Raw genomic sequence first — 20964 nt, 5'->3', positions numbered from 1 at the left:
GGGCCGGGTGCGCACTCGTCTGCTCCCGCTGCTCATCGTTCTGATGGCGGCCGTTCTGCTCGCGCTCGGCGTCCCGCTCGCCGTCAGTCTCGCCGGCGCCCAGCAGCAGGAGGTCGTCGTCGACCGGATCGACGACACGGCGCGCTTCGCCGCCCTCGCCCAGTTCGTCACCGACTCACCCGACGGCACCACCGGCGCCTTCGAGAACGAGCGCCTGGCCACCCTCAGCAGCGAGCTGCGCAGCTACTACGAGGTCTACGGCATCCGAGCCGGTGTCTTCTACCGCACCGGTCGTGCCATGGCCCACGCCCCGGCCGAGTGGTCACTGCCCGAGGGGGGCGAGGTACGGGACGCCTTCGACGAGGCGAAGCTCAGCCGCCGCAGCCACGACCCGAAGCAGGTGTGGCCCTGGCAGCGCCGCAACCTCGTGGTCGCCTCGCCGGTCATCCGGGACGGCGATGTCGTCGCGGTCGTCGTCACCGACTCGCCCACGGGGCAGTTGCGTTCCCGCACGCTGCACGGCTGGCTGGTCATCGGCGCGGGCGAGTCCGCCGCGATGCTGCTGGCCGTCGGTGCCGCCCTGCGGCTGACCGGCTGGGTGCTCAAGCCCGTGCGCGTCCTGGACGCCACCACCCACGACATCGCCACCGGCCGGCTCAAGTCCCGGGTCGCCGCCGCCGGCGGGCCGCCGGAACTCCAGCGGCTCGCCCGGTCGTTCAACGAGATGGCGGACAACGTCGAGGACGTGCTGGAGCAGCAGCGCGCCTTCGTCGCCGACGCCTCCCACCAACTCCGCAACCCCCTCGCCGCGCTGCTGCTGCGCATCGAGCTGCTCTCGTTCGAACTGCCGGAGGGCAACCAGGAGATCGCCTCGGTCCAGGCCGAGGGCAAGCGTCTCGCCCAGGTCCTGGACGACCTGCTCGACCTCGCGCTGGCCGAGCACACCGAGGCGGATCTGAGGATCACCGACATCGGTGAGCTCGCCGCCGAACGCCTCGCGGCCTGGGCTCCGACCGCCGAGGCCAAGGGCGTGCGCCTGGTGGGCGACTGCCCGCCGACGACCGCGTGGGCCGACCCGGTCGCACTGTCCAGCGCGCTGGACGCGGTCATCGACAACGCGGTGAAGTTCACGCCCGAGCAGCAGACCGTGGAGGTGACCGTCGCCTCCAACGGCGACACGTCCACCGTCGTCGTGACCGACCAGGGCCCCGGCCTCACCGAGGAGGAGCTGGCCCGCGTCGGCGACCGCTTCTGGCGCAGCGGCCGGCACCAGAACATCAAGGGCTCGGGCCTCGGGCTGTCCATCTCGCGGGCGCTGCTCGCGGCGGGCGGCGGTTCGATCGCGTACGACCGTCACGAGCCGCACGGACTGAAGGTGACGGTGGCGGTACCGAGGTCGGCGCCCACGGCCTGACTGGCAGGCGCCCAGGGCCTGACGGGAAGGCACCCACGGCCTGACGGCAAGGCGACTGCGGCGCGGCCGCGGTCCGCCGTGGCGCTACGGCTTGACCGACTGGTAGTAGCGCTGGGCACCCACGTGCAGCTTCAGAGGGTCGGTGTAGATCGCCGTGCGGACATCGACCAGCTGGGCGGAGTGGACGTTCTTGCCGATGAGATCCCGGCTGTCGAGCACCGTACGGGTCAGCCACTCGGTGAGCCGCGGATCCATGTCGCTGCGCGTGATCAGCAGGTTGGACACCGCGAGCGTCGGTACCGCCCTGCCGCGCTGGATTGTGGGGTAGGCGGATTCAGGCATCTTGGTGGCCCGGTAGTAGCGGGTGGCGCCGCCCTGGTCGTGCAGTTTGGCCACCAGCGAGGCGTCGATCGGCACGAACCGGAAGGCCGACGCCGACTTCTTGGCGGGCCGGCTGAGCCCGTCGGTGGGCAGGCCGCCCGACCAGAAGAACGCGTCCAGGCCGTGGCCCAGCCGCTTGGGTCCGGTGTCGATGCCGTCCGACGACGGCTCGATGTCCTTCTCCGGGTCGATGCCGGCCGCCTTGAGCACGCGCGTCGCTATCAGCCGCACACCGGAGTCGGGCAGCCCTATGGCGACGCGCTTGCCCCGCAGGTCCGCGACGGAGCGGATGTCGGAGTCCGGCGGCACGACGAGCTGGACGTAGTCGTCGTACAGGCGGGCGACACCGCGCAACCGGTCGGCACCCGGGCCCTTGGCGAGTTTGTACGTGGCGACCGCGTCGGCCGCGGCGATCGCGAAGTCCGCGTCGCCGCTCGCCACGTCCGCGACGTTCTCCTGCGAACCGGCACTGGGCAGCAGCCGCACCTTCAGGTCGGGCATGTCCTTGTCGATCTCGTCGCTCAGGAGCTTGCCGTACTCGTGGTAGACGCCCGCGCGGGTGCCCGTGCTGAACCTGATGGTCCCGCTCGGCGGCTCCTCGGCCCAGGGGCGCAGCCACCACAGCAGCAGGCCGAGGACCACGAGGGAGGCGGCGCCGCCCTGCAGGGACCGACGCCTGCCGATACGGGGGAGCGTGCTGGACATGCGGGCGATCCTGCCAGCCGCGTGGTCCCCTGACCAGGGCAGGGGTCACAAGCCGGGGGCGGGGGGAGTGTCAGTGGCCGCCACTACAGTCGCCTTCATGAGCTCTTCGCCCGCTGACCTGGTCCGTGAATTCCACCGCGCCTTCGGCCTGGACGCCCGCAGTACGCCGACGGAGGTCTCCCCGGAACTGGCGGCCCACCGGGGCGAACTCCTCGCGGAGGAGGCGGCTGAGGTCGCCGAGGTGTCGGTGCGGGGGCCGCTCGACCGGCTCGCCCACGAGCTGGCGGACGTGGTCTACGTCGCGTACGGCACCGCCCTCGTGCACGGCATCGACCTCGACGCGGTGCTCGCCGAGATCCACCGCTCCAACATGACGAAGATCGGCCCCGACGGCTCGGTCTCCCGCCGCGAGGACGGCAAGGTCCTCAAGGGCGAGCACTACGAGGCACCGGACGTGCCGGGGCTGCTGCGCAGGCAGGGGTGGGTGCCGGGCGGGGGCGCCTGACCTGGGGCATGCTCAGAGATCACGCCTCGGCGCCCCGGCCCCCTCAGTCGGCGACGGATGCCTCCGCCTCGGCGCCCCGGCCCGGCCCCCTCAGTCGGCGACCGGCGCCTCCGCCTCGGCCGCCCGGGGCGCGGGCTGCGGGTGGCCGGGCTCGCGGCGGCGGGACCACCAGGTCGCCACCGGCTCGGTGTACCGCGCGGTGAGCGGGCCGAGGACGACCAGGATCAGCACATAGGCCGTGGCCAGCGGGCCGAGGGACGGTTCGACCCCGGCCGCGACCGCGAGACCCGCGATGACGATCGAGAACTCTCCGCGGGCCACCAGCGCGCCCCCCGCACGCCAGCGGCCCTTGACGGAGATCCCGGCCCGCCGGGCCGCCCAGTACCCGGTGGCGATCTTCGTCAGCGCGGTGACGACGGCCAGCCCGAGCGCGGGCAGCAGCACGGGCGGGATGCTCGACGGGTCGGTGTGCAGCCCGAAGAAGACGAAGAAGACCGCGGCGAACAGGTCACGCAGGGGGCTCAACAGGGTGTGCGCACCCTCTGCGACCTCCCCCGACAGCGCGATGCCCACCAGGAAGGCCCCGACCGCAGCCGACACCTGGAGCTGCTGTGCGACACCCGCGACCAGGATCGTCAGGCCCAGCACGACCAGCAGCAGCTTCTCCGGGTCGTCGCTGGAGACGAACCGTGAGATGAGCCTGCCGTAGCGCACGGCCAGGAACAGCACGAGACCGGCCGCGCCCAGCGCGATCGCCAGGGTCACACTGCCGGCCATCAGCCCGACGCCGGCCACCAGCGCCGTGACGATGGGCAGGTACACCGCCATCGCCAGATCCTCCAGCACCAGCACGCTGAGGATCACCGGCGTCTCCCGGTTGCCGACCCGGCCCAGATCACCCAGCACCTTCGCGATCACGCCGGACGACGAGATCCAGGTGACACCGGCCAGCACGACCGCGGCCACCGGGCCCCAACCGAGCAGCAGCGCCACGGCCGCCCCGGGCAGCGCGTTGAGGGCGCAGTCGACCAGGCCGGACGGATAGTGGGTCTTGAGGTTGGAGACCAGATCGCTCGCCGTGTACTCCAGGCCCAGCATCAGCAGCAGCAGGATGACGCCGATCTCCGCGCCCGTGGCGATGAACTCCTCGCTCGCGCCGAGCGGCAGCAGACCGCCCTCCCCGAAGGCCAGGCCGGCCAGGAGGTACAGGGGGATCGGCGAGAGCTGGAACCGGGCGGCGAACCGGCCGAGCAGGCCGAGGCCGAGAATGATGGAACCGAACTCGATGAGCAGAACAGCGGAGTGCAAAAGTTCACTCCCGCCCGAGTATGGTCGCCGCCGCGTCGACGCCCTCACGGGTGCCGACGACGATCAGCGTGTCACCGCCCGACAGCCGGAAGTCCGGCGCGGGCGACGGGATGGCCTCGGCCCGGCGCAGCACGGCCACCACCGACGCGCCCGTCTCCGTCCGCATCCGCATGTCGCCGAGCACCCTCCCGTTCCAGCGCGAGGTCGCGGCCACCTCGATCCGCTCGGCGACCAGCCCGAGGTCCGTGGTGTACAGCAGGCTCGGGCTGTGGTGGGACGGCTTCAGCGCGTCGATCAGCGAGCCCGCCTCCGAGCTGGTCAGCTTCAACGACTGTGCGCACGAGTCGGGATCGTCGGACCGGTACACGTTCACCGTGCGCGTGCCGTCGCGGTGCGCCACCACCGACAGATGGCGGTGTTCCCGGGTCTCCAGGTCGTACTGGACCCCGATGCCCGGCAGCGGCGTCGCCCTCAGGCGCGGAGCTGACACGTTGCTTCCCCTTGTTCGTCTTGTTCGTCTTGGTTGTCATGCTTTGTCTGCCTGATGAGCGGAGCCGATCATCGGACGAGTCAACTCCGCATGTTCCCATCCGGCCGTACGGTGACGACATGGGTGTCGTGACGGATATACGCAGCGGCCGGTCACCGGAGAGGGTGAAGGGGGCGGTGCACCGCGCGACGTCGGGAAGGAGCGGATCCAGAAGCGTGTCGTTGTTCTGGCGGATCTTCTCGCTGAACGCCGTCGGCCTCGTCGTGGCCACGGCGCTGCTGCTCGGCCCGGTCACCGTGTCCACCCCCGTCCTCGCGGGCGAGGCCCTCGTCCTGCTCGGCGGCCTGGTGCTGCTGCTCGCCGGCAACGCGCTCGTGCTGCGGTACGGCCTGGTGCCCCTGCAACGCCTCGACCGCGCCATGGCCACCGCGGACCTGCTGCGCCCGGGCTCCCGGCCCGTGGTCGCGGGGCCGGCGGAGACGGCCGGGCTGATCACGACGTACAACACGATGCTCGACCGGCTGGAGGCCGAGCGGGCCGCGGGTGCCGCCCGGGCGCTGTCCGCACAGGAGAGCGAACGGCACCGGATCGCCCGGGAACTCCACGACGAGGTCGGGCAGACCCTGACCGCCGTCCTCCTCCAGCTCAAGCGCGTCGCCGACCGGGCGCCCGAGGACCTTCGCGAGGAGGTGGGCCAGGCGCAGGAGGCGACCCGGGCCGGCCTGGACGAGATCCGCCGGATCGCCCGCCGTCTGCGTCCCGGCGTGCTGGAGGAACTGGGGCTGGCCAGCGCCCTGCGTTCGCTGGCCGGCGAGTTCACGACCCACGGGCTGACCGTGCGCCATCACGTCACCGGTGAACTGCCCGCCCTGACGCCGGAGGCGGAACTCGTCGTCTACCGGGTCGCCCAGGAGGGCCTGACCAACACCGCCCGGCACGCCGCCGCCGACCGCGCCGAACTCCGCCTCGAGCCGGTCCCCGACGGCGTCGAACTCCTCGTCCGCGACAACGGCACGGGCCTCGGCGGCGCTCCCGAGGGCGCCGGCCTCACGGGCATGCGCGAGCGCGCGCTGCTGATCGGGGCCGCCCTGACCCTGCAACCGGCGCCGGACGGGGGCACCGACGTACGGCTGCGCGTACCGGTGACGCGGCGCGTACCCGTGACCGAAGGACCCCGCTGATGACCACACCGATCCGTGTGCTGCTCGCCGACGACCACACCCTCGTACGCCGGGGCGTGCGCCTCATCCTGGACGGAGAGCCCGACCTCACGGTCGTGGCCGAGGCCGGGGACGGTGCCGAGGCCGTCGCCAAGGCCCGGGAAATCCCGGTGGACCTCGCCGTCCTGGACATCGCCATGCCCCGCACGACCGGCCTCCAGGCGGCCCGGGAACTCTCCCGCCGGATGCCCGGCCTGCACATCCTGATCCTGACGATGTACGACAACGAGGAGTACTTCTTCGAGGCGCTCAGGGCCGGAGCCAGCGGCTACGTGCTCAAGTCCGTCGCCGACCGCGACCTGGTCGAGGCCTGCCGGGCCGCCGTACGCGACGAGCCGTTCATCTACCCGGGTGCCGAACGCGCCCTCGTCCGCTCCTACCTGGCGCGGCTGCACCGGGGCGACGGCCTGCCGGAGCGGGCCATCACCGAGCGCGAGGAGGAGATCCTCAAGCTGGTCGCCGAGGGCCACACCTCGAAGGAGATCGGGGAACTCCTCTTCATCAGTGCCAAGACCGTGGAGCGCCACCGCGCCAACCTCCTGCAGAAGCTCGGCATGCGCGACCGTCTGGAGCTGACCCGGTACGCGATCAGAGCCGGACTCATAGAGCCCTGAGCCCCGTGCGGGGTCCTGCACAGGCGGCCGAGTCCCTTCCCGCGACCGCCTGCCTGTGTCGTTTCCCGGCGGCGTCGGGGTTCAGCGGCCTTGGCTGAGCGGGTGGCTGAAACCCTGGGCCGAGATGAGCGCGGCCGACTCCGCGAGGTCGGTGGCGAACCGCTCCACGGCCTCATAGGGGAAGCGGTGGCTGGGACCGCTGAGGGAGAGCGAGGCGACGACCGAGTCCGAACGGCCGGTGACCGGCACGGCGACGGCGGTCAGGCCTTCGTCCCACTCGCTGCTGCTGACCGCGTAGCCGCGCTGCGCGGCCTCCTGCGCCCAGGCGCGCAACCGGTCGGCGTGCACCTCACCGTGGGGGGAGGCGGCGGCGACCCGGCGCAGCAGGGTCTCCGAGACGTCGCGCAGCAGGATCTTGGAGGAGGCGCCGGCCCACAGGGGCTGTTCGTCGCCGACGTCGACGACGTGACGCAAGGGGTGCGGGCTCTCCTCGTGCGCGACACAGACGCGGCTCACGTCGCGGGCGACGAAGATGTTGACCGTCTCGCCCAGCCGGTCGGCGAGGTCACGCATGACCTTGCGGGTCTCCTGCGGCACCTCCCACTGGCTGCGGGCCAGGTAGGCCCAGCGCCACAAGCCGGGTCCGGCGGTGTAACCGGCCGGGTGCGACCAGAGCAGGCCGCTCTCCTCCAGGGTCTGGACCAGGCGCAGGACGGTGGTCTTGGCCAGTCCGGTGGCGTCGATGATCTCGCGCAGTGAGATGACCGGGCGTTCCTCGCTCAGCAGGCCGAGGATGTCCAGGGCGCGCCGCACGCTGCGTACGCCCGTCGTCCCGTTGGGCTCCCGGGCCGCCTCGCCCTCTGCCTGCCTGTCGTCCACGAATCCGCTCCCAGGGTGTCGGCTCCGCGCGGCATCTGCCGTGAGTGTCACCGCGCTCACTCGTGACGGTAGTCCATCAGGCGGACCACTGGAGCCATGAAAGTGAATAAATCTTGCTGCGACCCTTGATGGCGGAAATCTAGCCCCGTATGTTTCCGCTACTTGGTTTGATCGGTCCGCTCAATGGACCTTGTACTGAGGGTCGCCGCCCGCACGCTGTGGCGATGGCCCGGTTTGCCGGTGACGGCCGCTCCACACCCGCCGAGCGCTGCCGTCGCCCGGGCGTCTGTCCTCGCCGTAGCCATCCGTGACCCCGCCCCGTTGTGCTCCGCGCCGCGCGCACGGCACGAAGGGGTCGCGGGAGTCGCAGCATCCAAGGGAGTATGTGAGATGAGCAGTGCGCAGCAGCCGGCAGCGGCCGGCGGCGCCGGAGCCCCCGGCGTCGCGAAGAGGGCGGCGATCGCCAGTTTCATGGGGGCGGTCGTCGACTGGTACGACTTCTTCCTCTACGGCATCGTCGCCGGGCTCCTCTTCGGCGACCTGTTCTTCCCGGACGCCTCCCCGGCCGTGGGCACCCTGGCCGCCTGGGCCACCTTCGGCGTGGGCTTCCTCTTCCGCCCGCTCGGCGGCATCGTCTTCGGCCACTTCGGCGACCGGCTCGGCCGCAAGCGGATGCTCGTCCTCACCATGCTGATCATGGGTGTGGCCAGCACCCTGATCGGCGTCCTGCCGACCTATGCCCAGGCCGGGATCTGGGCCCCCGTGCTCCTGGTGGTGCTGCGCGCGGCGCAGGGCTTCGCGGTGGGTGGTGAGTGGGGCGGCGCCGCGCTGATGGCGGTGGAGAACGCCCCCGCCAAGTGGCGCTCCCTCTACAGCAGCGGCGTGCAGGTCGGTGCCTCGGTCGGTCTGCTGCTCGCCACGCTCATCACCAAGATCATGTCGGGGGCCACCACGGACGCGGCCTTCCGGTCCTGGGGCTGGCGCATCCCGTTCCTGATCAGCGCCGCCCTCGTGATCGTCGGCCTGATCGTGCGGGCCCGGGTCGAGGAGTCCGAGGTCTTCACCGAGAAGGTCGCCGCGATGAGCGAGGAGGCCCGGCCGAAGCTGCCGCTGATCGCCGCCGTGAAGTCCAACCCCAGGGGTTTCTTCGCCATCATCGGCCTGCGATTCGTGGAGCTGTTCACCTTCTACGGCGTGACCACCTTCGGCCTCGCCTACGGCGCCGGCGAACTCGGTCTGAACCGCGACAGCCTGCTCGACGTCAACCTGGCCGTCGGCGGCCTCGCCGTGCTGACCATCCCCGGGTTCGCCTACCTGGCCGACCGCTTCGGGCGCCGCAGGCTGTACTGCTGGGGCGCGTTGGTGGGCCTCGTGAGCGCGGTGCCGTACTTCTGGGCGATGGAGTCCGGCTCCATGGTGCTGATCATCGGCTGCGCGGTGCTGCTGGTGAACGTCGCGCACGACATGGCGGTCTCCGTCCAGCAGTCCCTGTTCACCGACATGTTCGGCCCCGAGTACCGCTACAGCGGCGCCGGTGTCGGCTACCAGCTCGCCAGCGCCATAGGTGGCGGCTTCACCCCGCTCATCGCCGGATCCCTGGTGATCTGGGCGGACGGCTCCTGGACGCTGGTCGCGGCCTACATCGCCCTCGGCTGCGCCATCTCCTTCCTCGTCGCGCTGCGCATGCGGGGTGACGACGCGGCGGCCGGGGCCCCGGAGGCGGTGCGCAAGCGGACCGCGGCGGCGGACGCGACCGCCTGACGGATCAACCCCGACCGAAACTCAGGGCTACTGGGGCCCCGGCCTTGCCGCCGGGGCCCTTGCTCGTGCCCCACTCCGGTTTTTGAGAGGTCCTCAGCCTTGTTGGGGACTCGTCCGTCCTCTACTCTGACCGCAGAGTGGATTTATTGATCCGTCTAGCGGACCGCTAGGAGTTCTGGTGAAAGCAGCTGTCCTCACGGGGCCGAACAGGATCGAGACCGTGGACGGCTGGCCGGAACCTGCCGGCGGCCCGTACGACGTCATCGTGCAGATGGACGGCGTGGGCCTGTGCGGTACCGACCTCGCCGTCTTTCACGGCAACCGCCTGCCGCCCACGATGCCGTGGGTCATGGGCCACGAGGGCTTCGGCCGGATCGCCGCCGTCGGCAGCGAGGTACGGGACCGCCGAGTGGGACAGAGGGTCGTCATCGAACCCAACTACGCCTGCCTCACCTGCGCGGACTGCCTCGGCGGCCTGACCTCGGCCTGCCCGCACCGGGCCATCGTCGGACTGAACGCCCCCGGCGTCCTCGCCGAACGCGCCGCCCTCCCCGCGCACTTCGCCCACCCGGTCCCGGACGGCCCGACCGGCGCCGACCTCGCGGCCACCGAACCGTACGCCGTGGCCCGGGCCGCCGTACGGCGCAGCGGAGTGACACCCGCCGACCGCTGTCTGGTCGTCGGAGCCGGAGCCCAGGGACTGCTGGTCTGCCTGATCCTGGCCCGCCTCGGCATCCGGCCGGTGGTCATCGAACCGCACCCGCAGCGGCTCGCCCGCGCCGAACGGCTGGGCGCGACCCCCGACGACGGTGGCAGCGGATACACATACGTCTTCGAGACCTCGGGCCACGCACTCGCCCTGCGCCCGGCCGTGGACCGCGCCGCTCCCGGCGCCACCGTCGTCCTGATCGGCCTCAATCCCCACGCGCTGCCGCTCACCACCGACGATGTGGTCCGCCGCCAACTGGTGCTCCGCGGGTCGATGATCTATGACCACCCGGGCGACTTCACCACCGCGATCGCCGAGCTGCCCGGCGCCCGGCCCTCGGCCGTCGTCGAGGCCCGCTTCCCGCTCGACGAGGCCCAGCAGGCGTTCGCCGGCGCCGCCGCCCGTGCGGGGAAGACCTGGATCGGCATCGGGGACCAGGATGCGTAAGTCCATCGCCACGGTGAGTCTCAGCGGCTCCCTCACCGAGAAGCTGACCGCCGCCGCCCGCGCCGGCTTCGACGGTGTGGAGATCTTCGAGAACGACCTCCTCGCCAGCCCCCTGTCCCCGGAGGAGATCCGCGCCCGCACCGCAGACCTCGGGCTCACCATCGACCTCTATCAGCCGATGCGGGACGTCGAGGGCGTGCCGGAGGAGGAGTTCGTACGCGGTCTGCGCCGGGCGGAGCGCAAGTTCGACGTCATGCGCAGGCTCGGCACCGACACGCTCCTGGTCTGCTCCAACGTCTCCCCGCACGCCGTCGACGACGACGCCCTCGCCGCCGAGCAGCTGAGCCGGCTGGCCGGTCTGGCCCGGGAACACGGCATGCGGATCGCCTACGAGGCGCTCGCCTGGGGCCGGCACGTCAGCACCTATGACCACGCCTGGCGCATCGTCGAACGAGCCGGCCACCCCGCGCTGGGGGTCTGCCTGGACAGTTTCCACATCCTCTCCCGCGGCTCGGACCCCAGGGGCATAGCGGGCATCCCCGGCGAGAAGATCTTCTTCCTGCAGCTCGCCGACGCCCCGCTGATGGCCATGGACGTCCTGCAGTGGAGCCGTCATTACCGCTGCTTCCCCGGCCAGGGCGGCCTCGACGTGACCTCCCTCGTCCGTCACGCCGTGGACGCCGGCTACCAGGGCCCGCTCTCCCTGGAGGTGTTCAACGACGTGTTCCGCCAGGCGGACTCGGGCAGCACCGCGGTCGACGCGCTGCGGTCGCTGATCGCCCTGGAGGAGAGCGCCGACATCTCCCCGCTCCCGGCCCCGGTCACCCCGACCGGCGTCGCCTTCGCCGAGATCGCCACGGCCGACCCGCTCCCCGTGACCACCCTGCTGACCGCGCTCGGCTTCCGGCGCACCGGACGGCACACCGGCAAGCCGGTGGACCTCTGGGCCCAGGGCGACGCCCGCATCCTGGTCAACCACGGCACCGGCACCCGCGACGACGGCCCGTCCCTCACTGCCATCGGCCTGGAGACCCCCGACCCCCGCTCCGCCGCCCGGCGTGCCGAGGCCCTGCTCGCGCCCGTCCTGCCCCGACGCCGCGGCGACCACGATGTCCCACTGGACGCGATCGCCGCCCCCGACGGCACCGAACTGTTCCTCTGCGCCACCCGACGCCCCGGACACCCCGACTGGACCGCCGACTTCACGGCTGCCGCCGACACGTGGCAGGACTCCTCGCCGGCCGGGCTCCTGACCGGCGTCGACCACGTGGCCCTGACCCAGCCCTGGCACCACTTCGACGAAGCCGTCCTCTTCCACCGTGCGGTGCTGGGTCTGCGCCCGCACGAGAGCGTCGACCTGGCGGACCCCTACGGCCTCTTCCGCAGCAGGGCCATGACCGGCGCCCGCGACACCCCGCGCCTCGTCCTCAACCTGGCCCCCGGCCCGGACCCGGGCACCCGCGCCCGCGCCCAGCACATCGCCCTCACCACCGACGACATCACCGCAGCCGCCCGCCGCGTCCGGGCTGCCGGCGCGGAACTGCTGAAGATCCCCGCCAACTACTACGAGGACCTCGACGCCCGCTACGAGTTCGCTCCCGGCACCCTCGACGCGTACCGGGAACTCGGCATCCTCTACGACCGCGACGAACACGGAGGCGAGTTCCACCACTGCTACACGGCCACCGTGGGCCGGGTCTTCTTCGAGATCGTCCAGCGCACCGGCGGCTACCGCGGCTACGGCGCCGCCAACGCTCACGTCCGGCTGGCCGCCCAGCGACGCTGAGGGCTCAGCACCTCGGGGGCGACGACCTCCGGGAAGCACCTACCCTTGAACCATGACCAGCAGCAGCGACCGGAGCCCGGCAGTGGACGTTCGATCATCTAAAACGTATGAAATCCGGACCTACGGATGCCAGATGAACGTCCACGACTCCGAGCGATTGTCCGGACTGCTGGAGGACGCCGGCTACGTCCGCGCCCCCCAGGGCGCCGACGAGGCGGACGTCGTCGTCTTCAACACCTGCGCCGTGCGGGAGAACGCCGACAACAAGCTGTACGGCAACCTCGGCCACCTCGCCCCGAAGAAGGCGGCCCGCCCCGGCATGCAGATCGCGGTCGGCGGCTGCCTCGCGCAGAAGGACCGCGACACCATCGTGAAGCGGGCGCCCTGGGTGGACGTCGTCTTCGGTACGCACAACATCGGCAAGCTGCCCGTCCTGCTGGAACGCGCGCGCGTGCAGGACGAGGCGCAGGTCGAGATCGCCGAGTCGCTGGAGGCGTTCCCCTCGACGCTGCCCACCCGACGCGAGAGCGCGTACGCGGCCTGGGTCTCCATCTCCGTCGGCTGCAACAACACCTGCACTTTCTGCATCGTCCCGGCCCTGCGCGGCAAGGAGAAGGACCGCCGACCCGGCGACATCCTCGCCGAGATCGAAGCCCTGGTCGCCGAGGGCGTCTCCGAGATCACGCTGCTCGGGCAGAACGTGAACGCCTACGGCTCGGACATCGGCGACCGCGAGGCCTTCAGCAAGCTGCTGCGCGCCTGCGGGAAGATCGACGGGCTGGAGCGCGTCCGCTTCACCTCCCCGCACCCGCGGGACTTCACCGACGACGTCATCGCCGCCATGGCCGAGACGCCGAACGTGATGCCGCAGCTCCACATGCCGCTCCAGTCCGGCTCCGACCCGGTCCTGAAGGCGATGCGCCGCTCCTACCGCCAGGAGCGCTTCCTGGGAATCATCGAGAAGGTCCGCGCCGCCATCCCGCACGCCGCGATCAGCACGGACATCATCGTGGGCTTCCCCGGCGAGACCGAGGAGGACTTCGAGCAGACGCTGCACGTGGTCCGTGAGGCCCGCTTCGCCCAGGCCTTCACGTTCCAGTACTCCAAGCGCCCCGGCACCCCGGCCGCCGAGATGGACGGCCAGATCCCCAAGAAGATCGTCCAGGAGCGCTACGAGCGGCTCGTCGCCCTCCAGGAGGAGATCTCCTGGGAGGAGAACAAGAAGCAGGTCGGCCGCACGCTGGAGCTGATGGTCGCCGAGGGCGAGGGCCGCAAGGACGACACCACCCACCGCCTGTCCGGCCGCGCCCCCGACAGCCGCCTCGTCCACTTCACCAAGCCGGACCAGGAGGTCCGCCCCGGCGACGTGGTCACCGTCGAGATCACCTACGCCGCCCCGCACCACCTCCTCGCCGAGGGTCCCGTGCTGGACGTCCGCCGTACGCGCGCGGGGGACGCCTGGGAGAAGCGGAACGCGGCCGAGAAGGCCAAGCCCGTCGGCGTGATGCTGGGCCTGCCGAAGATCGGCGCCCCCGAGCCCCTGCCGGCCGTGGCGAGCGGGTGCGGCTGCGACTGAGCCGGGCCGCTGTCGCCTCCGCCCGGCGGGCCGTGTGGAGCGCGGGTGTGCTGCGATTGAGCTGGGCCGCTGTCGCCTCCGCCTTGCGGGCCGTGTGGAGCGCGGCTGTGGCTACGACCGAGCCGGACCGCTGTCGCCCTGTGCGGTGACAGCGGCTCCTGAGAGTTACCCTGCCGATCATGCTTGTCGCCGCCGCTGTCTGCCCCTGCCCGCCTCTCCTGGTTCCCGAGATCGCCGCGGGCGCCGCCCCGGAACTGGATGCCGCGCGGGCCGCCTGCACGGACGCGCTGGGTGTGCTCGCCGCCGCCCGGCCGGGACGGCTCGTGGTCGTCGGCCCTGTGGGCGGGGCCGGGGCCGAGACCTACCCGGCGGGAACGGCGGGGTCCTTCCGGGGCTTCGGTGTCGACCTCGGCGTACGGCTGGGCGCGGCCGAGGGCGCGGACACGGGAGCGCGCCTGCCGTACTCGCTGAGTGTGGCCGCCTGGCTGCTGGAGCGGACCGGGTGGTCCGACGCCCCGGTCGAGGGATTGGGGGTGGGGGAGAGCTCCCCGACCGAGCGGTGCGTGCGGTCCGGGAGGGAGCTCGCCGCCCGGGACGAGCGGGTGGCTCTGCTCGTGATGGGAGACGCCAGCGCGTGCCGGACGCTCAAGGCCCCGGGCTACCTGGACGAACGGGCGGCGCCCTTCGACGCGCAGGTCGCACGGGCGCTCGGTGCGGCGGACCTGGCGGCCCTCACGACGCTGGACAACGGACTGGCCCGTGAGCTGAAGGTCTCCGGCCGGGCTCCCTGGCAGGTCCTGGCGGGCGCGGCCGAGACCGCGGACCTCGGCGGCTCACTGCTGTACGAGGACGCGCCGTACGGCGTGGGATACGTCGTCGCCGCCTGGTCGTAGCCCGGGCCGCAGGGTGCGGGTCGGACGTGGCGCGGGTGGCACCGTGCGGGAAGGTCGTGGCGCGGGTCGCGGGAACGGTCCAGGCCCGGGCCGCAGGAGCGTGGGAACGGCGGACGGCCGGGAGCCTTCGTGCCTCCGCGGCCGTCCGCCGATGTGCCCTCCGGTGTGCCGATGCGCGCCTCGGTCCCTGGAGGCGACGAAGCGAGCTCAGGACGTGGGCGGTGGCGCCTCCGGATGCGGAGTGCCGCCCGCATCCGTCGGGGGAGCTGCATCCGTCGGGGGAGCCGCGTCCCGCGGCGGTGCCGTCCGGCCTGTGCCGGGCGGCGTCGTCGTGCCGGTCGCGCCGGGCATCGTCGTGCCGCCCGTCTCCGGTGTGCCGTCGCCATGGTGCGTGAGTCGGCCCATGGCGCCCTTGGCCCGGCCCGTGCCCGACTGGATCCTGTCGCTGTACTTGCCCTTGGTCGTCTTGTCGACGGCCTGCGCGGCCCTGTCGAGACCGTGATGGATCCGGCCCTCATGCCGCTGTGCGAGGTCGGAGACCTTGCCCTTGGCCGGGCCCAGCTTGGCTTTCACATTCTCCATGAGACCCATGGCTCACCTTCCCTCGCGCGGGGCGGTCACGTACGGGCGCTCTCACCGGCCTCGTTGTCGGCCGCCTTCTCGGTGGACTGCTGCTTGGGGATGTCGACGCCCTCGGACTCGGTGGACTCGGTGACCCCGGGAGTCGCCTCGGCAGCCGGCTCCGCCGCTTCCGGGGCTTCGTCGTCGCCCTTCGCCCCGGCGGTCCGGGCGGCCTCCGTCGCCTGCGTCCCGGCCGTCTGTGCCTCGGCCGTCTCCGCCTCGGCCCCACCCTTCGCCGTCTCGTTCCGAGCCTCGGCTGCAGGCGTCTCCGCCGTGGCCTTCGACCGCCGGAGAAGTCGTGCAAAAACGCCCATATCCACTCCATACGTTACTCGTGCGGGCGAAATCCCGCGTTGCCCGGTGCGTCAATTTGCGCGGCCCGGGCCGCCGCCTCCGTGATCCGGCGGCAGGAACCTCGCAACGGGCAACGACCCCGCGTCCGTCGCGTCACGTAACTCGTTCGAGACCACGGTTCGAGGTTTGCGAGACTGGGGCGGTGAGCAGCGCACCCCCCGCCCCCCGCGTCATCGCCGTCGTCGGACCGACTGCGGCCGGAAAGTCCGATCTGGGCGTCTTCCTGGCCCAGCGCCTCGGCGGTGAGGTCGTCAACGCCGACTCCATGCAGCTCTACCGAGGGATGGACATCGGTACCGCCAAGCTGACGCCCGAGGAGCGCGACGGCGTCCCCCACCACCTGCTGGACATCTGGGACGTGACCGTCACGGCGTCCGTCGCCGAGTACCAGCGGCTGGCCCGCGAGCGGATCGAGGCGCTGCTCGCCGAGGGGCGCTGGCCGGTCCTGGTCGGCGGTTCCGGACTGTACGTGCGCGGGGCCGTCGACAACCTGGAGTTCCCCGGCACCGACCCCGAGGTCCGCGCCCGCCTGGAGGAGGAACTCGTGCTGCGCGGCTCCGGTGCGCTGCACGCCCGCCTGGCCGCGGCCGACCCCGAGGCGGCCCGCGCGATCCTGCCCAGTAACGGCCGCCGGGTCGTCCGCGCCCTCGAGGTGATCGAGATCACCGGCAGGCCCTTCACGGCCAATCTCCCCGGCCACAACTCGGTCTACGACACCCTTCAGATCGGCGTCGACGTGGCCCGCCCCGAACTCGACGAGCGCATCGCGCGCCGGGTCGACCGGATGTGGGACGCGGGCCTCGTGGACGAGGTGCGCGCGCTCGAGGCGCAGGGATTGCGCGAGGGGCGTACGGCCTCGCGTGCGCTCGGTTACCAGCAGGTGCTCGCGGCGCTCGCCGGGGAGTGCACGCTCGACGACGCGCGGGCCGAGACCGTGCGTGCCACCAAGCGCTTCGCGCGCCGCCAGGATTCATGGTTCAGGCGCGACCCGAGGGTGCACTGGTTGAGTGGGGCGGCGGCCGATCTCACGGAACTTCCGCAGCTCGCGCTGTCCTTGGTCGAACGACCGGTCACAGCCTGATCACGTCATGGCATCGGGACGCCCAGGCCGTCATCCGGTCCTTCGGCGGCGTGCCATCATCGAGCTTCGATCGACCGAGCTGAGTCCTAGTTGGGAGGGCGCGTGGCGATGGAGGCCGGCCCTCGCGACACCGCACGAAGCACCGATCACATCACCGCCGAGCGGGATGAGACGGGGCGCGGGGACGCGTCGGATTTGAACGCACTGGAGCAGAGCGCACCGGAGCAGGAGGCGGAGCACCTCAGCTCCGACGGGCCCGACGAGACACAGGGCGTGACGGACGACGGTCCCGAGCCCGGCGAGATGTTCGCCGACGAGGTCGAGGTCGAGCTGCGTCCGCAGCGTCGGCTCCGGATCTGGCAGCTGGCTCCCATCGTCAGCCTCGCGGCGCTCGGCTCACTGATGTTCGCGTTCCCGCTCGCCTTCGACTTCGGCGACAGCGGGGCCGTCATCGCCATGCTGGGCCTGCTGATCTGCTCGTGCGCGGCCGGGTGGGGCATGATGGCCGCCCGCCGCGTCGGCTACACCTGGCCGGGCCTGCCGGCCCGCGGCTCCGGCCGCAGGCCCGACTGGCGGGTCGTCCTCGCGTACGCCCTGGTCGTGGCCGTCGTGGTGGTCCTCGCCGTGTGGCGTGTGGCTCGGCTGCGCTGACCCCCTGGGGGCTGCGGGAAGGCTGTCACAGGCGCGCCGAGGCGTTGTCGCAGGCACCCCTTACGATCGAGGCATGAGCACGCGGATCGCCTTCCTCAAGGGCCACGGCACCGAGAACGACTTCGTGATCGTCCCGGATCCCGAGAACGCCATCGACCTGCCTCCGGCCGCCGTCGCAGCCCTGTGCGACCGGCGCGCGGGCATCGGCGGTGACGGGCTGCTGCACGTGGTGCGGTCCGCCGCGCACCCGGAGGCGACGGGCATGGCGGCCGAGGTGGAGTGGTTCATGGACTACCGCAACGGCGACGGTTCGGTCGCCGAGATGTGCGGCAACGGCGTGCGGGTGTTCGCGCGCTACCTCCAGCGCGCCGGTCACGTGACCGAGGGAGACCTCGCGGTCGCCACGCGCGGGGGTGTGAAGACGGTGCACATCGCCAAGGACGGTGACGTGACCGTGAGCATGGGCCGCGCGGTGCTCCCCGAGGGTGACGTCACGGTGAGCGTCGGCGAGCGCAGCTGGCCCGCGCGCAACGTCAACATGGGCAACCCGCACGCGGTCGCCTTCGTGGACGACCTGGCGCACGCGGGTGACCTGCTCTCCCCGCCGCCCTTCAGTCCGGCGACCGCCTATCCGGACGGTGTGAACGTCGAGTTCGTGGTCGACCGCGGCCCCGGGCATGTGGCGCTGCGGGTGCACGAGCGCGGCTCCGGCGAGACCCGCTCGTGCGGCACGGGCGCGTGCGCCGTCGCCGTGGCCGCCGCCCGCCGTGACGGTGCCGACCCGAAGACCACCGGCGCCCCCGCGACCTACACCGTGGACGTCCCCGGCGGCACGCTGGTGATCACCGAGCGGCCCGACGGTGAGATCGAGATGACCGGCCCGGCGGTCATCGTGGCAGAGGGCGAGATCGACGCGGACTGGCTGGAAGCCGCGACGTCCGCGTGAGCCGCGCCTCGTCGTCTTGAAACCACCCGGGCATCTTCGGCCGGACGATTCGAAATCACCGTTGATATTCGGCCACTTGGCGAGATGCGCATCACGAAGTCCGCTCGGTGCAGGGGTACAAACCTCACATTCGTCCCTCGAATGGGTGATCAGTTTCACGCTCGGCGAGAGGCGGTCAGTCGGGCGTGGTGGGCTCGGTAGCATCAAGCACCGGCCCGGACGGGGGACCGAAGCCGCCCCCTGAGCCATGTCCGCTCTGGGGCGCCCGTCCGCCGGTTGACGCAGCCGGAGGTGCCCATGAGTGCGGAGGCCACGAATTCCGTGAGCCCAGGCCAGATGCCGGGCGCGGTGTCAGGAGCGGTGACGCCGACAGCCACCCGCAGAAAGGCCCGCCCCCGGATCGACCTGCGCCGCTTGGGCCGCGCGGCCCTGCTCGGCCCCGCCGCCCGGGGCCGGCTGCCCGACGCCATCAGCCATGTCGTCGAGGCCCACCGCGCCCACCACCCCGAGGCGGACCTCGAGCCCCTGCGCCACGCCTACGTCCTGGCCGAGTCCTCGCACCGCGGCCAGATGCGCAAGAGCGGTGAGCCGTACATCACCCACCCCCTCGCCGTGACCCTGATCCTCGCCGAACTCGGCGCCGAGACCACGACGTTGACCGCGTCGCTGCTGCACGACACGGTCGAGGACACGGACGTGACGCTCGACCAGGTCCGCGACCAGTTCGGTGAGGAGGTCCGCTACCTCGTCGACGGCGTCACCAAACTGGAGAAGGTTGACTACGGGGCCGCCGCCGAACCCGAGACCTTCCGCAAGATGCTCGTGGCCACCGGCAACGACGTCCGCGTCATGTCGATCAAGCTCGCCGACCGGCTGCACAACATGCGCACCCTCGGAGTCATGCGCCCCGAGAAGCAGGAGCGCATCGCCAAGGTGACACGTGACGTGCTCATCCCGCTCGCCGAACGGCTCGGCGTCCAGGCGCTCAAGACCGAACTGGAAGACCTGGTCTTCGCGATCCTGCACCCCGAGGAGTACGCGCACACCCGGGAGCTGATCGTCCGCAACGCGGCCCGCGCGGACGACCCGCTCGCCGAGGTCGCCGACGAGGTACGGGGGGTGCTGCGCGAGGCGGACATCCCCGCCGAAGTCCTCATCCGCCCGCGGCACTTCGTCTCGGTGCACCGCGTCTCCCGCAAACGCGGCCGGCTCCGCGGCTCCGACTTCGGCCGCGTCCTGGTCCTGGTGAACGAGGACGCCGACTGCTACGCCGTCCTGGGCGAACTGCACACCTGTATGAAGCCGGTGGTCTCGGAGTTCAAGGACTTCATCGCCGTACCGAAGTTCAACCTCTACCAGTCGCTGCACACGGCTGTGGCGCGCGAGGACGGCCAGGTCGTCGAGGTCCTCATCCGCACGCACCAGATGCACAAGGTCGCCGAGGCCGGCGTCGTCGCCCTCGGCAACCCCTACGCACCGGCCCCCGACGACCCGGTCGACGGTGAGCGCGTCGACCCCACCCGCCCCGGCTGGCTCTCCCGGCTCCTCGACTGGCAGGAGGCGGCACCCGACCCCGACCACTTCTGGTCGACCCTGCGCGAGGACCTCGCCCAGGACCGTGAGATCACCGTCTTCCGCCCCGACGGCGGCACTCTCGGCCTGCCCGAGGGCGCGACCTGCGTGGACGCGGCGTACGCGCAGTACGGGGAGGACGCGCACGCCTGCATCGGGGCCCGGGTGAACGGCCGCCTGGCGACGCTGAGCACCGTTCTGAAGGACGGCGACACCGTTCAGCTCCTCATGGGCCAGGACCCGGCGTCGGAGCCGTCCCGGGAGTGGCTGGAGCACGCGCACACCCCCGCGGCCCGGATCGCCATCCAGCGGTGGCTGACCGCCCATCCGGCACAGGCCGAGTCCCAGCAGAGCGAGGCGCGGATCGCGGAGAACCGGACAGGCGTCCGTCCCGCCGACGTACCCGAGCCGGACGCGGCGCCCGACCAGCCCGCCGACCGCTCCGCCACCGGCAACGTCCACGCCGACCTGCCCGGCGCGACCGTCCGGCTCGCCCGCTGCTGTACGCCCGTACCGCCCGACGAGATCACCGGTTTCGCCGTACGCGGAGGAGCGGTCACCGTTCACCGTGTGGAGTGCGCCGCGGTAGCGCGTATGAAGGACGGGGGGCGTGCGGAGGTCGGTGTGCGCTGGGGAGAGGCCGCCGAGTGCCGGGTCACGCTGGTCGCCGAATCGTTCGTGCGTCCGCATCTGCTGGCCGACCTCACCGAGGCGATGGCCTCCGAGGGGGCCGAGATCGTCTCGGCGACCGTCGAGCCCCCCACCCAGCAGCAGGTGCGGCACACCTACACCGTGCAGCTCCCCGACGCCGGCCATCTGCCCGGCCTGATGCGCGCGATGCGCGACGTGGCCGGGGTGTACGACGTCAGCCGGGCGCAGCCGCAACCGCAGGGCGACTGACGCGGCCCACGCCGGAGAACGGCCTGCGGGCAGGTCTCGGAGGACTTCGCCCCCGGCCGCCGCCAACCGCCGGGACGGCACCCGGCGCAGGCCCCGGTCCCCGGTTCGGGTGGGGCAAAAGCGCGTCGTCCGCGACGTCCCCCCGCGCGCT

At 72.0% G+C, this 20964-nt stretch carries 19 protein-coding genes; 13 read left to right on the top strand and 6 right to left on the bottom strand.

The genetic code is table 11. The annotated features are described in order from the left end of the window. Nucleotides 1–7: 7 nt before the first annotated feature. Entirely contained in the window at nucleotides 8–1414 is a 1407-nt protein-coding gene (locus tag ABTX60_RS37665) for a sensor histidine kinase (RefSeq protein ID WP_352101433.1), read from the top strand. An 84-nt stretch (nucleotides 1415–1498) separates the two neighbouring features. On the opposite strand, the gene ABTX60_RS37660 is transcribed toward ABTX60_RS37665, so the two are convergent. Further along, nucleotides 1499–2500, bottom strand: coding sequence for a TAXI family TRAP transporter solute-binding subunit (locus ABTX60_RS37660; protein ID WP_352101432.1), 1002 nt, complete (start codon nucleotides 2498–2500; stop codon nucleotides 1499–1501). A 97-nt stretch (nucleotides 2501–2597) separates the two neighbouring features. Here ABTX60_RS37660 and ABTX60_RS37655 point away from each other — a divergent pair, with 97 nt between their 5' ends. Next, nucleotides 2598–3005 carry a pyrophosphohydrolase domain-containing protein gene (locus tag ABTX60_RS37655; protein ID WP_352101431.1) on the top strand — a complete coding sequence of 136 codons (408 nt, stop codon included), beginning with the start codon at nucleotides 2598–2600 and terminating at the stop codon, nucleotides 3003–3005. Between the two features lie 90 nt (nucleotides 3006–3095). Here the strand turns inward: ABTX60_RS37655 and ABTX60_RS37650 are convergent, their stop codons facing one another. Both ABTX60_RS37650 and ABTX60_RS37645 read right to left on the bottom strand, forming a co-directional pair. Next, complete coding sequence (locus tag ABTX60_RS37650) at nucleotides 3096–4313, bottom strand: cation:proton antiporter (protein WP_352101430.1); 1218 nt, start codon at nucleotides 4311–4313, stop codon at nucleotides 3096–3098. Nucleotides 4314–4317: 4 nt separating this feature from the next. Next, nucleotides 4318–4803, bottom strand: a complete 486-nt coding sequence (locus ABTX60_RS37645; RefSeq protein ID WP_053671045.1) for a cation:proton antiporter regulatory subunit — start codon at nucleotides 4801–4803, stop codon at nucleotides 4318–4320. Nucleotides 4804–5018: 215 nt separating this feature from the next. Here ABTX60_RS37645 and ABTX60_RS37640 point away from each other — a divergent pair, with 215 nt between their 5' ends. Together ABTX60_RS37640 and ABTX60_RS37635 are read left to right on the top strand one after the other, a co-directional pair. Then, entirely contained in the window at nucleotides 5019–5984 is a 966-nt protein-coding gene (locus tag ABTX60_RS37640) for a sensor histidine kinase (protein ID WP_352101429.1), read from the top strand. After that, the gene (locus tag ABTX60_RS37635) at nucleotides 5984–6637 is read left to right on the top strand and encodes a response regulator (protein ID WP_352101428.1); all 654 of its coding nucleotides are present in this window, start codon (nucleotides 5984–5986) and stop codon (nucleotides 6635–6637) included. The genes ABTX60_RS37640 and ABTX60_RS37635 overlap by 1 nt, the downstream gene beginning before the upstream one ends. Before the next feature lie 81 nt (nucleotides 6638–6718). On the opposite strand, the gene ABTX60_RS37630 is transcribed toward ABTX60_RS37635, so the two are convergent. Further along, a complete protein-coding gene (locus tag ABTX60_RS37630) occupies nucleotides 6719–7516 on the bottom strand; it encodes an IclR family transcriptional regulator (protein WP_352101427.1) in 798 nt (265 codons plus the stop codon). Nucleotides 7517–7906: 390 nt separating this feature from the next. Between ABTX60_RS37630 and shiA the strand changes: the two genes are divergently transcribed. The 5 genes from shiA to ABTX60_RS37605 all read left to right on the top strand — a co-directional run bounded on the left by shiA (nucleotide 7907) and on the right by ABTX60_RS37605 (nucleotide 14688). Next, nucleotides 7907–9277 carry a shikimate transporter gene (gene shiA / locus ABTX60_RS37625; RefSeq protein ID WP_352101426.1) on the top strand — a complete coding sequence of 457 codons (1371 nt, stop codon included), beginning with the start codon at nucleotides 7907–7909 and terminating at the stop codon, nucleotides 9275–9277. A 178-nt stretch (nucleotides 9278–9455) separates the two neighbouring features. After that, on the top strand, nucleotides 9456–10433 hold the full coding sequence (locus ABTX60_RS37620; protein ID WP_352101425.1) for a zinc-dependent alcohol dehydrogenase: 978 nt from the start codon (nucleotides 9456–9458) through the stop codon (nucleotides 10431–10433). Then, nucleotides 10426–12219: a sugar phosphate isomerase/epimerase and 4-hydroxyphenylpyruvate domain-containing protein gene (locus tag ABTX60_RS37615; RefSeq protein WP_352101424.1), complete on the top strand. Its 1794-nt coding sequence runs from the start codon at nucleotides 10426–10428 to the stop codon at nucleotides 12217–12219. The genes ABTX60_RS37620 and ABTX60_RS37615 overlap by 8 nt, the downstream gene beginning before the upstream one ends. A 52-nt stretch (nucleotides 12220–12271) precedes the next feature. Next, a complete protein-coding gene (gene miaB / locus ABTX60_RS37610; RefSeq protein WP_352101423.1) occupies nucleotides 12272–13795 on the top strand; it encodes a tRNA (N6-isopentenyl adenosine(37)-C2)-methylthiotransferase MiaB in 1524 nt (507 codons plus the stop codon). 179 nt (nucleotides 13796–13974) lie between these two features. Further along, nucleotides 13975–14688: a class III extradiol dioxygenase subunit B-like domain-containing protein gene (locus ABTX60_RS37605; RefSeq protein ID WP_352101422.1), complete on the top strand. Its 714-nt coding sequence runs from the start codon at nucleotides 13975–13977 to the stop codon at nucleotides 14686–14688. A 207-nt stretch (nucleotides 14689–14895) separates the two neighbouring features. Here ABTX60_RS37605 and ABTX60_RS37600 read toward each other — a convergent pair whose 3' ends face one another. Further along, nucleotides 14896–15279, bottom strand: coding sequence for an antitoxin (locus ABTX60_RS37600; RefSeq protein ID WP_352101421.1), 384 nt, complete (start codon nucleotides 15277–15279; stop codon nucleotides 14896–14898). A 26-nt stretch (nucleotides 15280–15305) separates the two neighbouring features. Further along, the gene (locus tag ABTX60_RS37595; protein ID WP_352101420.1) at nucleotides 15306–15623 is read right to left on the bottom strand and encodes a hypothetical protein; all 318 of its coding nucleotides are present in this window, start codon (nucleotides 15621–15623) and stop codon (nucleotides 15306–15308) included. Nucleotides 15624–15805: 182 nt separating this feature from the next. Here ABTX60_RS37595 and miaA point away from each other — a divergent pair, with 182 nt between their 5' ends. The 4 genes from miaA to ABTX60_RS37575 all read left to right on the top strand — a co-directional run bounded on the left by miaA (nucleotide 15806) and on the right by ABTX60_RS37575 (nucleotide 20813). Then, nucleotides 15806–16744, top strand: a complete 939-nt coding sequence (miaA, locus tag ABTX60_RS37590) for a tRNA (adenosine(37)-N6)-dimethylallyltransferase MiaA (RefSeq protein ID WP_352101419.1) — start codon at nucleotides 15806–15808, stop codon at nucleotides 16742–16744. Between the two features lie 108 nt (nucleotides 16745–16852). Further along, entirely contained in the window at nucleotides 16853–17395 is a 543-nt protein-coding gene (locus ABTX60_RS37585) for a hypothetical protein (protein WP_352101468.1), read from the top strand. 73 nt (nucleotides 17396–17468) lie between these two features. Continuing rightward, complete coding sequence (gene dapF, locus ABTX60_RS37580) at nucleotides 17469–18341, top strand: diaminopimelate epimerase (protein WP_352101418.1); 873 nt, start codon at nucleotides 17469–17471, stop codon at nucleotides 18339–18341. Between the two features lie 297 nt (nucleotides 18342–18638). Beyond that, entirely contained in the window at nucleotides 18639–20813 is a 2175-nt protein-coding gene (locus ABTX60_RS37575) for a RelA/SpoT family protein (RefSeq protein WP_352101417.1), read from the top strand. Nucleotides 20814–20964: the final 151 nt, after the last annotated feature.

It is taken from the genome of Streptomyces sp. NPDC126510, assembly GCF_040302345.1.
In the GTDB taxonomy this organism is placed as follows: Bacteria; Actinomycetota; Actinomycetes; order Streptomycetales; family Streptomycetaceae; genus Streptomyces.
The sequence above is the reverse complement of the archived record's forward strand: the minus strand, read 5'-3'. Positions and strand labels throughout refer to the sequence as shown.